The sequence below is a fragment of the Chelativorans alearensis genome (assembly GCF_010993735.1).
GTDB classification, from domain to species: Bacteria; Pseudomonadota; Alphaproteobacteria; order Rhizobiales; family Rhizobiaceae; genus Chelativorans; species Chelativorans alearense.
In genome coordinates, this window is record NZ_WQNI01000008.1 from 15,398 (window position 1) to 27,895 (window position 12,498).

Genomic DNA, 12,498 nt, shown 5'->3' on the forward strand with positions numbered 1-12,498 from the left:
CCGTTCGGGCGCTCCAAGTCTTTGAACCTACGCATCGGCCCGAAGATCGATTCCGGTTTTCGGGCTGATGCTGTGAGGGGCGGAGCCTTACACCAGAAACGGATTGCTTCGCCGCTCGTCGCCGAACCGGCCGCCTGGCCCATGGCCGCACAGGAAGCCGATCTCGTCGCCGAGCGGCAGAAGCTTTTCCTTGATGGAGCGGATGAGGGCGGCGTGGTCGCCGCCCAGCAGGTCCGTGCGGCCGATGGAGCCGTTGAACAGAACGTCGCCCACATGGGCGAACTTGGCATCGGCGTTGTAGAAGACGATGTGGCCCGGCGCATGGCCGGGGCAATGCAGAACCTTAAAAGAGTGGCCGGCGAAGGAGATGGTCTCGCCCTCGGCAAGGAACCGGTCGGGCGCAACGTTGCGCACCGGGCCGGGCAGGCCGAACATTTGCGCCTGTGTTTCGAGGTTTTCGAGCAGCTCGCGGTCGGCCTCGTGCGGGCCGACGATGTCGACGCCGAGCGCCTCCTTAAGATCCATCGCCCCGCCGGCATGGTCGATATGGCCGTGGGTGAGCCAGATGGCTTCGATCGTCACGCCTGCCTTGTCGATGGCCTCGCGGATGCGCTCCACCTCGCCGCCGGGATCGACCACCACCCCTTTCTTTTCCTCGTCATCGAACAGGATGGTGCAGTTCTGCTGGAACACCGTGACGGTGACGATGGCGGCTTTGAGGGTGGTCATGGCGGTGTCTTCTCTTTTAGATCGTGATGCCTCTTCGCGGAATTGGCATCACGATCTATCTCTTTGTTTTAGCATGATCTTATCCGAAAACCGGCATCCACTTTTCGGGATCATGCTCTAGGGTCCGAGCCAGAGGGGGTCTGAAGACTGGCGCCAACGCCCCTGCCCTATCATAACAGAACGGGCGGCTGGCGCCGCCCGCTCGCACTCCATTTCCGGAGAAAGGTCAACTTTTCTTCATGCCGCCCATGACGGCGCCGACGATCGCGCTCAAGACGCCGCCGCCGACGACGCCGCCTACGGCATCGCCCAACAGGCCGCTCAACGCACCGGCATCGCCGCCGAGAGAGGAAAGCAGAACGCCGCCGCCCACCCCGCCGACGGCGCCGCTGATGAGCTTGGCAGCGTGTCCCATCGCCGCGTTCTTGAACGCCGCACCGACAGCCTCGCCGCCGATGATGCCGGCGATCGCCTGCACGATGATCGGAAGAAGTGCTTCCATAACTATCCCTCCAATAGCGCCGGCCTCGCGGGCCGGCGCCATCATGAAACGCCGAATTAGACCAAAGTCAAATACGGGAGGGCTGGATCAGCGGCCGGCGAGTGGGCGGCCAGGCGCCCCTATTCCGCCGCCATGCGCTGGCTGGGGCGCACTTCGTCGGCATAGTCGTTCATCAAAAGACGAGCGATTTCACCGACTTGGAAGCTATAGGGCCCGATCTCGGAAACCGGCGTCACCTCCGCCGCGGTACCGCACAGGAAGCACTGCTCGAAGCCTTCCATCTCCTCGGGCATGATGGCCCGTTCGACCACCTCGATGCCCCGGCGGCGCGCCAAACCGATGACCGTGCGGCGGGTGATTCCATCCAGGAAGCAGTCCGGCGTCGGCGTGTGCAGCACCCCGTCCTTGACGAAGAAGACGTTGGCGCCGGTAGCCTCGGCCACCCGTCCACGCCAGTCGAGCATCAGGGCATCGGTGTAGCCTTTGGCCTCGGCCGCGTGCTTGGACAGCGTGCAGATCATGTAGAGGCCGGCGGCCTTCGACTTCGAGGGCGCGGTGCGCGGATCGGGGCGGCGGTACTCGGCCATGTCGAGACGGATGCCCTTCAGCCGCTGCTCCGGATCGAAATAGCTCGGCCATTCCCAGATGGCAATGGCGAGGTTGATGCGGTTGTTCTGCGCCGAAACGCCCATCATCTCGCTGCCGCGCCAGGCGATGGGGCGCACATAGGCGTCCTGAAGCCCCTGCTTGACGAGGAGCTGCCGGCACGCCTCGTCGATCTCCTCGACGCTGAAGGGGATGCGGAAACCGAGGATGCGGGCCGATTCGTGCAGGCGCTCCGTATGCTCGGTGAGCTTGAAGATCTCGCCGCCATAGGCGCGCTCGCCCTCGAAGACGGCGCTCGCGTAGTGCAGCCCATGGGTGAGTACGTGCACCTTCGCATCCGCCCACCTGACGAACTCGCCATTGAACCAGATAAAGCCGTCAAGCTGGTCGAAAGGAACCGATGCCATCGTAACCTCTCCTGCGGGCACACGCCCCCTGAACAACACCCAATACGGAACTGGCGAAAAACCGATTATGCCGGAACACCGCACCTTGACGCAAACGCATTTGCAGGAAGTTCCGGAAAACCCGCCTCGACGCACCTTTTTGTTCGCCATGGGCCGAAAAGCTTGGCAAAAATTATCAAACGGTCTTAATTATGTCAATATGGCTGACATAATTTTCGTTCACCGGGAAAAACAACGATGAAAAGCCCCATGAAGCCGAGCCAGCCGCAAGAGGCGACACAGGAAGACGAGGCGGTGGATTTCGCTCTCATCGAACTCCTCTTCTTCGCCTACCGGGACTTCACGTCCGACCCTGATGCGATCCTGGCGCGCTATGGCTTCGGGCGGGCGCATCACCGGGTGCTGCACTTCGTCAACCGGCGGCCGGGACTGACGGTGGCGGAACTTCTTGAAGTGCTGAGAATTACCAAGCAGTCTCTCGCACGTGTGCTCAAGCAGCTCATCGATACCGGTTATGTGGTGCAGGTGCAGGGACCGCGGGACCGGCGCCAGCGCGAGCTCTACGCCACAAAGAAAGGCCACGCACTCGCCCTGGCGCTGGCCTTGCCACAGTCCCGCCGCATCCATACGGCACTTGAGGAGGCAGGCATTGAGGACCGTGCCGCCCTCGAGCGCTTCCTGAAGGCGATGGTGAACCCGGAGCTCAGGGCGCAGGTCGACAGGTCACCTTCCGGCGGCGACCGTACGAGCGAGAGAGGGAAGATGGAATGATCGAAGGCAACGTTGTCGAAAATGGCGCAGGCGTGGTGCCGAATGGCGCGCTGCCCGACGACGCCCCGCATCTGCTTGTCGTCGACGACGACAAGCGTATCCGCACGCTTCTTCACCGCTTTCTGGGCGAAAACGGCTTTCGGGTGACGATTGCCGGCGATGCGAAGGAGGCACGCCGCAAGCTCGAAGGGCTGGATTTCGACCTCATCATCCTCGACGTGATGATGCCGGGAGAGGACGGCGTGGCGCTGACGCAGAGTCTGCGGACACAAAAGACGATGCCCATCCTGATGCTGACGGCGCTCTCGGAGACGGAAAACCGCGTCACCGGGCTGGAAGCCGGCGCCGACGACTATCTGCCGAAGCCCTTCGACCCGCGCGAGCTGGTGCTTCGGGTCAACAGCATCCTGCGCCGCAGCGGCCAGCAGATGCCGCCCAAGCTGGAGCAGGTGGTATTCGGCCCCTACACGTTCCAGATCCCCCGGCGCGAACTGAAGCGCGGCGGCGAGCCGCTGAAGCTTACCGACCGTGAACGCGAGATCATGGCCATCTTCGCCGAGCGCGCCGGAGAGACCATCCCCCGCCACGAGCTCGTCGGCGATGAATCGGAAGTGGGCGAGCGCACCATCGACGTGCAGATCAACCGCCTGCGCCGCAAGATCGAGCGCGACCCGTCGAACCCGGTATGGCTGCAGACCGTGCGCGGGGTGGGGTATCGGCTGAGCGTGGAGTAGCTGGTCAAGGCGATTTCCGGATGGGGCGCGCGAAGGACGCCGTCACCTCCAGCCGCGCAAAATACACCTGCCCCGACCGCCGGGGCGGTCGGGGCATACCCGCCAGCGGCGGGAAGTACGCCGGTCAGGCCGCCGATGTCCGGTGGCGCGCGAACCACAACTCCAGGCCCGCGAGCACCGCGACGATCACCCCGGCGATCACATGCGCCCAGACGGCGGCGGTGATCGCGGCGAAGCCGAGGAGCCAGGGCGAGATAATCGCCCAGATGCCGAGGACGAGGTTTGCCCATTCCTCCCACTCGGCGAACGAGACCAAGGCTCCGATGGCGACCAGCCCGATGAGGGCACCGACCACCCAGGCGTTCCAGGCGGCGGTCGTTTCGGCCGCGTAGCCCATCATCCAGGGCGTAAGCACAAGGGCAATGCCGACGACGAGGTTGACCACGTCGAGGGCGGTTTCCTGGGTACCACGTGTAACGTCGCTTGCCATGACGACTGCTCCTTTCATTCAACAGGCAACGGAGCCCGCGCCGCTTGCGCCTGCTCGGTTTTCGGCAGGGTCGCGGACGGCGCGTGGGCGTTGTCGCAGGTCTTGGCGATGTCTTAGGGAGGCCAGTTGTCGACGGTCTGCAAACGGGGTTGGATTTTCCGGCAGACCGGGTGTCCGGTCAAAGCCGATGCCTGACCGGTGGATAGAAGAAACATCGAACGTCCTCATAGCCACATCCTCTTTCGAGCAACATGGTACGAGGGCGCCAAAGAGCTGGCGCCCCTTGACGGTGTCGGCTCCATTTTCGGCAGCCGACACAGAAAATTTGGGTGCGAACGGCGCAAGTTTCAAGAACGCGGCCGAGGCAGCTTCCTCATGCCGGCTGGAGCCGCGCGCGCGGGAGCGATGGGAAGGCGAGCGCCACCGCCACCGCGCCGAGCCCGACGGCGAACGAGCCGATGAAGAGCCAGGCATAACCGCCGAAGGCGTCGAACACCCAGCCGCCGGCGAGCGGGCCAAGCGCCATGCCGAGGCTCGACAGCATGGTGGCCGCGCCGAACACGGTTCCCATGACGGCCTGGCCGAAATAGTCGCGCGCCAGCACCGCATAGAGCGGCATCACGCCGCCATAGGCCGCGCCGAAGATCACGGCAAGCGCATAGAACTCGCCGAGCCGGCTGACGAAGACATAGGCACCGATCGCCAGCGCCTGCACCATCAGGCCGGCGATCAGCACCGGCTTGGCGCCGATACGGTCGCCGAGCACGCCGAAAAGGACACGGCCGCCCAGGCCCGCCAGGCCCTCGACGCTGTAGATGCTGACCGCGGCCATTGGCGCGATGCCGCAGACGAGGGCATAGCTGACCATGTGGAAGATCGGCCCCGAATGCGCCGCGCAGCACGCCATGAAGGTGAAGCCCAGCACCAGGAACCGCGGCGAGCGCAGCGCCTGCGCGGCCGATACCCTGGCACCGGCCGAAGCAGCGCCGAAATCGGCATCGGCGCCCGTCGCGGCCGGCGGGCGGCGGACCAGGAAGGCTGCTGGTATCAGGAGCGCCCAGGCGGCCATGCCGATGACCAGCATGGCGGTGCGCCAGTCATAGGCCGTGATCAGCCAGCGCGCGAAGGGCGAGATGGTGAGCGGCGCCACGCCCATGCCCGCCGAGACGAGCGAGACGGCAAGACTGCGGTTCGTGTCGAACCACGCCGTGGCGGCGGCGATCATGGGCGCGAAGAACGCGCTGGCGGCGAGGCCGACGAGAATGCCGTAGGTCAACTGGAATTCGAGCGGCGATTGCGTCCGGCTCGCCAGAACCAGGGCAAGGCCGAGAAGCAGCGCGCCGGCAAGAACGACGACGCGCGTGCCGAAGCGGTCGCTCGCCATGCCCCAACCGAAATTGCCGAGGGCCATTACCAGGAAATTGAGGGTCATGGCACTCGATATGGCGGCGCGCGACCAGCCGGTCTCGGTCGACATCGGGTCGAGGAAAACCGCCAGCGAGAACATCGCCCCGATGGCGACACAGGTCATCAGCGCGCCCGCGCCGACGATCACCCAACGATAAGGAATAGACATATCCGATTGTCCCCTTGGTCTTCACAATCATCGTTCCGACACCACTTAGCGGTATGCGTGCAGCGTCGCTTGCGGCCAAAGGACGATGGGCCGGCCGCCGACCCGACATTTTTTCGGGCTGCGCCCATGGCTGGATAGGATTGACCTCCGTGACGCTGCCGGAAAACGCGGCTAGACTGCCGGACAGGCGACGTCCCGCTTTACGCGGGCCGCCGCGGCGGGGTAATGCGCCAGTGCGAGCATTGCCGGTTGACTCCGGCATCCGCGGCACGCGGAAGAGTGAATGGCAAGATACGACCTATCCTGGGGCGAGAGAGACGACCTGCTGGCGCGCGTGGTGCGCGGGCTGCATGCGGCACGCAAGGTTTGGCGGCGAGCGGGGCGCGGCATGTCGCGCTACCTGCCGAAGCGGCTTTACGCGCGCTCGCTCATCATCGTCATCGCGCCGATGATCCTGCTTCAATCGGTGATCGCCTTCGTCTTCATGGAGCGCCACTGGCAGACGGTGACGCAGCGCCTCTCCCAGGCCGTCACGCGCGACATCGCCGCCGTCATCGACGTGATCGAAACCTATGAGGATGCGCCGGAGAGAGCGGGAGAGGAAACCGGAGACGGAGCGGCAGGAGAACAGGTAATAGATTATTCCGAGGTCATCCGCATCGCCCAGGAGCGGCTGGCGCTGCAGATCAGCATCGAGCCGCCGGACCCCTTTCCGGCGCCGGGGCCGAAACCCTTCTTCTCCATCCTCGACCGGGCGCTCAGCGAGGAGATCACGCAGCAGATCAACCGGCCCTTCTGGCTGGATACGGTGGGCAATTCCAACATCATCGAGATACGCATCCAGCTCGAGGGCAAGGTGTTGCGCATCTTTGCCCGGCGCAGCCAGGCCTATGCCTCCAATACGTCCATTTTCCTTTTGTGGATGGTGGGCACGTCGCTTGTGCTGCTCACCATTGCCGTCGCCTTCCTGCGCAACCAGATCCGGCCCATCCTGCAACTGGCCGAGGCTGCCGACAGCTTCGGCAAGGGGCGACCGACGCCGAGCGGCTTCCACCCGCGCGGGGCCGAGGAGGTGCGCCGCGCCGGCTCCGCCTTCCTGTTGATGCGCGAACGCATCGAGCGCCAGATCGAACAGCGCACCGCCATGCTGACCGGGGTGAGCCACGACCTCAGAACCATCCTCACCCGCTTCAAGCTGCAGCTTGCGCTGGCCAAGTCGAAGGCGGATATCCATGCGCTGGACCAGGACATCGAGGACATGCGCCTGATGCTGGAAGGCTATCTCGCCTTCGCCCGCGGCGAGGCCGCCGAGGACCCAGGCAAGTTCGACCTCGCCGCCTTTTTCGACAAGATGCGGGAGGAAGCGCGGTTGATGGATTGCGGGTTCGAGGCCTCGCTGTCGGGCAAGCGCGAAGTGCTGGTGCGCCCTAACGCGTTTTCGCGGCTGTTGACCAACGTGATCAACAACGGCTTCCGCTATGCCTCCACCATCTCGGTCGACGCGGTGCACGGCAAGGGGAACCTTGTCATCACCATAGACGACGACGGCCCCGGCATCCCGCCGGAGAAGCGCGAGGAGGTCTTCAAACCCTTCGTGCGGCTGGATGCGGCGCGCAACCAGGACGAAAGCGGCACTGGGCTCGGCCTGTCGATCGCCCGCGACATCGCCCGCGGCCACGGCGGCGATATCACGCTCGAAGACAGCCCGCTGGGAGGGCTGCGTGTGGTGATCCGGGTGCCGGCTTAGGGAAACGGGAGGCCGGACCATGCTCGAAGCGACCTGTCATTGCGGCGCGGTGAAGATTCGAGTGTCGGTAGAGCCTGCGTGGCTAAATGAATGCAATTGCTCGATTTGCCGGCGGTTGGGGACGCTCTGGGCATATTATCACCCGAGCGAGGCCACCTTCGTCGAGGGCGCGGGCACGACGGCCGCCTATCTCTGGGGCGACCGCGGGCTGGAATTCCACCACTGCCCGACCTGCGGATGCACGACGCATTGGGAGCCGGTGCGGAAGGAAGGAGCGGAGCGCATGGCGGTGAATGCGCGGCTGATGGACCCGAAGGCGATCGCCGGCATCAGGGTGCGACACTTCGACGGGGCGGAGAGCTGGAAATATCTGGATTGAGGCGCCCTGTCCGCCACGGCTATGGGAGCAGACACCAACATCTCCCAACTGCGTATCGCCTGTGGTCGCAGGCGATACGAAAGGACCGTTGGTTACCGCCACCTACCTGTTATCCTCCGATATTTCGGAGAGATGGATGCTCGAAGCACGAGGTGCCGGTGTGCGAGTTCGATCCTGCGCTGCAATCTACGGCAGGTTCTTGCCGATACTGGCTGCCGCTGCCGGAATCATATCAGCCGAGGTGAGTGGCGCTGCCGAGCCATCGGCCCTCGCAATCACCAATTTCGATTTCAGGGATACGTCGGGTGAAGTCAGGGACCAGACCGCCGAGCACGAAAGGCGGTTGGGGGAGTTGGATGTTGCGTTACAAAAGGGTCTTTCCGGCGCCGAAAGAATCAAGGCGGTCTCGTTGACCTGTCGGAGCGCCAGGTGCACGGCGAGAGCCGTCGGCCTGGACGCACTTTCAAGGCAGGCGAGAAAAGCCGGTGCGAAATATCTGCTGATTGGAGAGGTTCACAAGATGAGCACCCTGGTCGGCTGGGTGAAGTTCGCAGTGCTGGATTTGAACAGCAATAAACCAACCTGCGATAGGTTCTTGAGCTACCGGGGCGACACCGATGAGGCGTGGCGGCGAGCAGCGGCGTTCGCTGTGCGTGATATCCAAATGCACTGCATTCCGAGGTAGCTGCCGGAACTGCGATCTAGTGTAACCGGCTGCCGTTCGGCACTTGCCTGTCCACGCCTGCCAGCACCACCGCGCCCTCCTCGTCGGCAAAGCCCAGCGTGAGCACCTCGGACATGAACTTGCCGATCTGGCGTGGCGGGAAGTTGACCACCGCCATGACCTGGCGGCCGACGAGGTCTTGCGGCGTGTAGTGCACGGTGATCTGGGCGGAGGATCTTTTCACGCCGATCTCAGGGCCGAAATCTATTCTGAGCTTGAAGGCGGGCTTGCGCGCCTCCGGGTAGGGCTCGGCCTCGACGACGGTGCCGACGCGGATGTCGACCTTGAGAAAATCGTCGAAGCCGATTTCCGGTGCCTTCCCGCCGTTCATTGCCTCACGCCGTGCCGAAGGTCTCGAACAGCACGCTGTGGAGCGCGTCCTGCGCCGAGGTGCCGGACCAGATGACGTACTGGAAGGCCTGATAGTAGCATTCACAGGCTTCGAGCGCGCTGTTGAGCATCACCTCCACCTGCAGCCCCGTCGGCTCCACACCGCCGGCCAGCACCAGCGACTGGCGGAACATGATGACGCCCTCGCGCTCCCACAGGTCGAAATGGCCGAACAGCATCTGCTCGTTGATGAGGGAGAGGAGTCGCATCACCTCGAGCGCACGGTTCTCCGGCACCTTGAGGTCGAAGGCGCAGGCAACGTGCAGCGCCTCGAACTCCTCCATCCAGGAGAAGGAGACCTGGTAGTCCGTCCACGTGCCGGCGACCGAGATGGCAATCTCGTCGTCGCCGTTGCGCTCGAAGCTCCAGTCGTTCGTGTGGGCGACATGCTCGATGACATCAACCGGATGGGCGTCACGCGCCATGTCGAGTTCAAGAAGGCTCATAAATCTGCTTTCCCGTTTTTGGAGGCGCTGCGCGCCCCACCACCTGGCACATGCGGTTTGAAGCACGCGACCGACGCAATTCGATACTGAGCGGAGCGAGGAGAAAAACGAGAGACTTAAGAACGGGCCCGCCCCAGCCCGGCACATGACTGTTTCGAATCATGTAGCAAATTCAGTCTATTGATGAGAGAGGCCGTGGCCAGTCCTTTTTTCGATTAGACAATCGACGGTGTGGATAGTTCGCTCCGCGACGCGATTGCCCACGGCTTCTAAGCGACTCTCGCGCCAGCATTTTTTGCAATTGCACACAGGCTGGCGACGGCAACGAATTATTTTTTGGACCGCCCGCCGGAGGCCGGCTTCCTGCCTCCTTCGCCGGCAGAAAGTTGTGCTTCCAACGCCTCGATTCGTGCTTGAAGGGCAGCGTTCTCCTCGCGCGCCTTGATCGCCATCTCGCGCACCACTTCGAAATCCTCGCGCTGGACGAGGTCCATGGAGTGAAGCATGCGCTCGGCCTGGGTGCGGAAGAGCGTCTCGAACTCGCGACGGACGCCTTGCGCGGCGCCGGCCGCGTCGGTCATCATCTTGGCGAATTCATCGAGGATGCGGTTGGTGCCGTTGGTCATGTCGTCGCCTCTCCTGATCCCATGATTTGAGGTAGGGCCCGGCGGCGGCGAATGCAAGCGGAGAGGGGGAGTGGTGGGGAGTGAACTGTGAATAGCGAGTAGTGAGTAGCGAGTAGTGAGCAGACGCTATGAGGGGCACATCCCTCACGCTCCATCTTCCCTACTCACTATTCACTACTCACTAATTCACTCCCGCCTTGACCGCAGCCGCCCCTTGCGCCTAGCTGCGCCCACCGACGGCGGCGCGAAACAGGAGGCACGATTGAGCGACTATCTTCTCCTGCCGCTGGCCGCGCTCCCCTTCCCGCAGATTGACCCGGTGATCTTCCAGATCGGGCCCTTTGCGGTGCATTGGTACGGGCTCGGCTATATCGCCGGCATCCTGTTCGCCTGGTGGTATGCCAAGCGGCTGGTGGCAACGCAGCGCCTGTGGGCGCACGATACGCCGCCCATGAAGCCGACGGACCTCGACGATTTCGTCGTCTGGGCGGCGATCGGCGTGGTGCTGGGCGGGCGGCTCGGCTACGTGCTGTTCTACGACCTGCCGCGCTACCTGGCCAATCCGCTCGACATCTTCGCCGTGTGGCAGGGCGGCATGTCGTTCCACGGCGGCATGCTGGGCACGATCCTCGCCATGGTGCTGTTCGCCCGCTCGCGCGGCATCAACGCCTGGAGCATGATCGACACCATCGCCGCCACCGCGCCCGTGGGCCTTGGCCTCGTAAGGCTGGCGAACTTCATCAATTCCGAGCTTTGGGGCCGGCCGACGGACATGCCCTGGGGCATTGTCTTCCCCGACGGCGGGCCGCTGCCGCGCCATCCGAGCCAGCTCTATGAAGCCGCGCTGGAGGGGCTGGTGCTCTTCCTCGTACTTCGCCTTTTGACCCATTCGCGGCTGAGGCTGAAGACGCCGCGCTTCGTCGGCGGCGCTTTCATCGCCGGCTATGGGCTGTCCCGCATCTTCGTCGAGTTCTTCCGCGAGCCGGACGCGCATATCGGCTATCTTGCGGGCGGTTGGCTAACGATGGGCATGGTGCTGTCGACGCCGATGGTGCTGGTCGGCCTCTGGGCCATGATGACGGCACGCGCGCCTGCCATAGTGCTGCGATCCTGACAGATGGTATCATCTGTTTGGGTCAGACCACTAGACCGGTTCCCGGTCTAACTCTTTGTTTTGTCGCAATTCCGGACGGAAAACCGGTTTCCACTTTTCCTGGAATTGCTCTAGCACGCCAGGAGCCATGACGGAGCTGGAGGAAAAGATCGCCCGCCTTATCGAGGCTGCGGGGCCGATGAGCGTCAGCGACTATATGGCGCTCTGCCTGTTCGACCCCGAGCACGGCTATTATACGGCGCGCGAGCCCTTCGGCCGCGGCGGCGACTTCATCACCGCTCCGGAGGTGAGCCAGATGTTCGGCGAGCTTGTCGCCGTGTGGCTCTATGCGGCGTGGCAGGCCTGCGGCGCGCCCGAGGACGCAATCATCGCCGAGATCGGCCCCGGCCGCGGCACGCTGATGAAGGACATGCTGCGCACGCTCGCCCGGCTCGACGGCGGCTTTGCCGCGCGGCATATCGCCATGGTCGAGGCAAGCCCCCGGCTTGCCGCCGTGCAGAAGGAAGCGCTTTCGGGAGCGCCTGCGCCGGGAACACATGGGCAACCGCAGTGGTATGGGCGCGTGGAGGACCTGCCGGAGAGGCCGCTTTTTATCGTCGGCAACGAGCTCTTCGACGCCCTGCCCATCCACCAATACGTGAAAAGCGCCGCCGGCTGGCGCGAGCGGGTGGTGGGCGTCGGCGAGGAGGGGGCGCTTGCCTTCATGGCCGGCGCCGGCGTGCCGGACCCGGCGATGCTTCCGCCGGGAGCCGACGCCGCGCCCGAGAGCGCCGTCTTCGAGGCCGCCCCGGCGCGCGAGGCGCTGATGGAGACGGTTGCCGGGCGGCTGGCCGTGCAAGGCGGCGCCGGGCTTTTCATCGACTACGGCTACGAGGGGCCAGCACTGGGCGACACGCTGCAGGCGGTGCGTCGCCATGCCTACGACGACGCGCTGGCCCATCCCGGCGAGGCGGATCTGACGGCGCATGTGGATTTTGCCGCGCTTGCGCGGATTGCCCGCGGAGAGGGACTGGCGGCACGGCTGATGCCGCAGGGCGCGTTTCTCCTGGGATTGGGGCTTCTTGGGCGCGCCGGGCGGCTGGGCGCGGACAGGAGCGCAGAGGAGCAGGAGCGCATCCGCGGCGAGGTGGAGCGGCTGGCAGGACCGGAAGCGATGGGGACGCTGTTCAAGGTGCTTGCGGTGATGCCGAGGGGCGTTGCCGTTCCGCCGTTCGACGGGGGTGGCTAGCGAAGTGTTCGGGTGATCGAGCTGGAGGG

15 protein-coding genes are annotated in these 12,498 nt (G+C 64.4%); 7 read left to right on the forward strand and 8 right to left on the reverse strand.

Annotated elements, in window-relative coordinates; translation table 11 throughout:
- Nucleotides 1–87: 87 nt before the first annotated feature.
- The 3 genes from GPJ75_RS12965 to GPJ75_RS12975 form a co-directional block, all read right to left on the reverse strand.
- Complete coding sequence (locus GPJ75_RS12965) at nt 88–729, reverse strand: MBL fold metallo-hydrolase (protein ID WP_163268763.1); 642 nt, start codon at nt 727–729, stop codon at nt 88–90.
- Between the two features lie 226 nt (nt 730–955).
- Nucleotides 956–1,231, reverse strand: coding sequence for a hypothetical protein (locus tag GPJ75_RS12970; RefSeq protein WP_163268764.1), 276 nt, complete (start codon nt 1,229–1,231; stop codon nt 956–958).
- A 119-nt stretch (nt 1,232–1,350) separates the two neighbouring features.
- A complete protein-coding gene (locus tag GPJ75_RS12975) occupies nt 1,351–2,244 on the reverse strand; it encodes a branched-chain amino acid aminotransferase (RefSeq protein ID WP_163268765.1) in 894 nt (297 codons plus the stop codon).
- Nucleotides 2,245–2,481: 237 nt separating this feature from the next.
- Between GPJ75_RS12975 and GPJ75_RS12980 the strand changes: the two genes are divergently transcribed.
- On the forward strand, nt 2,482–3,015 hold the full coding sequence (locus GPJ75_RS12980; protein WP_163268766.1) for a MarR family winged helix-turn-helix transcriptional regulator: 534 nt from the start codon (nt 2,482–2,484) through the stop codon (nt 3,013–3,015).
- Complete coding sequence (locus tag GPJ75_RS12985; RefSeq protein WP_163268767.1) at nt 3,012–3,749, forward strand: response regulator; 738 nt, start codon at nt 3,012–3,014, stop codon at nt 3,747–3,749. The genes GPJ75_RS12980 and GPJ75_RS12985 overlap by 4 nt, the downstream gene beginning before the upstream one ends.
- 124 nt (nt 3,750–3,873) lie before the next feature.
- Here GPJ75_RS12985 and GPJ75_RS12990 read toward each other — a convergent pair whose 3' ends face one another.
- Nucleotides 3,874–4,239: an SPW repeat protein gene (locus GPJ75_RS12990; RefSeq protein WP_163268768.1), complete on the reverse strand. Its 366-nt coding sequence runs from the start codon at nt 4,237–4,239 to the stop codon at nt 3,874–3,876.
- Nucleotides 4,240–4,612: 373 nt separating this feature from the next.
- Entirely contained in the window at nt 4,613–5,815 is a 1,203-nt protein-coding gene (locus GPJ75_RS12995) for an MFS transporter (RefSeq protein WP_163268769.1), read from the reverse strand.
- A 283-nt stretch (nt 5,816–6,098) separates the two neighbouring features.
- Here GPJ75_RS12995 and GPJ75_RS13000 point away from each other — a divergent pair, with 283 nt between their 5' ends.
- The 3 genes from GPJ75_RS13000 (at nt 6,099) to GPJ75_RS13010 (ending at nt 8,626) form a co-directional block, all read left to right on the forward strand.
- Entirely contained in the window at nt 6,099–7,562 is a 1,464-nt protein-coding gene (locus GPJ75_RS13000; RefSeq protein WP_163268770.1) for a sensor histidine kinase, read from the forward strand.
- A gap of 19 nt (nt 7,563–7,581) precedes the next feature.
- On the forward strand, nt 7,582–7,941 hold the full coding sequence (locus tag GPJ75_RS13005; protein WP_163268771.1) for a GFA family protein: 360 nt from the start codon (nt 7,582–7,584) through the stop codon (nt 7,939–7,941).
- A 136-nt stretch (nt 7,942–8,077) separates the two neighbouring features.
- Complete coding sequence (locus GPJ75_RS13010) at nt 8,078–8,626, forward strand: DUF2380 domain-containing protein (protein ID WP_163268772.1); 549 nt, start codon at nt 8,078–8,080, stop codon at nt 8,624–8,626.
- 16 nt (nt 8,627–8,642) lie between these two features.
- On the opposite strand, the gene GPJ75_RS13015 is transcribed toward GPJ75_RS13010, so the two are convergent.
- The 3 genes from GPJ75_RS13015 to GPJ75_RS13025 all read right to left on the reverse strand — a co-directional run bounded on the left by GPJ75_RS13015 (nt 8,643) and on the right by GPJ75_RS13025 (nt 10,127).
- Nucleotides 8,643–8,996 (reverse strand): tRNA-binding protein, encoded by a 354-nt coding sequence (locus GPJ75_RS13015; protein WP_163268773.1) that lies wholly within the window; start codon nt 8,994–8,996, stop codon nt 8,643–8,645.
- A 4-nt stretch (nt 8,997–9,000) separates the two neighbouring features.
- Nucleotides 9,001–9,501 carry a type III secretion system chaperone family protein gene (locus GPJ75_RS13020; RefSeq protein ID WP_163268774.1) on the reverse strand — a complete coding sequence of 167 codons (501 nt, stop codon included), beginning with the start codon at nt 9,499–9,501 and terminating at the stop codon, nt 9,001–9,003.
- 329 nt (nt 9,502–9,830) lie between these two features.
- The gene (locus GPJ75_RS13025; RefSeq protein ID WP_163268775.1) at nt 9,831–10,127 is read right to left on the reverse strand and encodes an accessory factor UbiK family protein; all 297 of its coding nucleotides are present in this window, start codon (nt 10,125–10,127) and stop codon (nt 9,831–9,833) included.
- A 262-nt stretch (nt 10,128–10,389) separates the two neighbouring features.
- On the opposite strand from GPJ75_RS13025, the gene lgt reads away from it, so the two are divergent.
- On the forward strand, nt 10,390–11,241 hold the full coding sequence (gene lgt, locus GPJ75_RS13030) for a prolipoprotein diacylglyceryl transferase (protein WP_163268776.1): 852 nt from the start codon (nt 10,390–10,392) through the stop codon (nt 11,239–11,241).
- Between the two features lie 127 nt (nt 11,242–11,368).
- Nucleotides 11,369–12,469 (forward strand): class I SAM-dependent methyltransferase, encoded by a 1,101-nt coding sequence (locus GPJ75_RS13035; protein WP_163268777.1) that lies wholly within the window; start codon nt 11,369–11,371, stop codon nt 12,467–12,469.
- Nucleotides 12,470–12,498 lie beyond the last annotated feature (29 nt).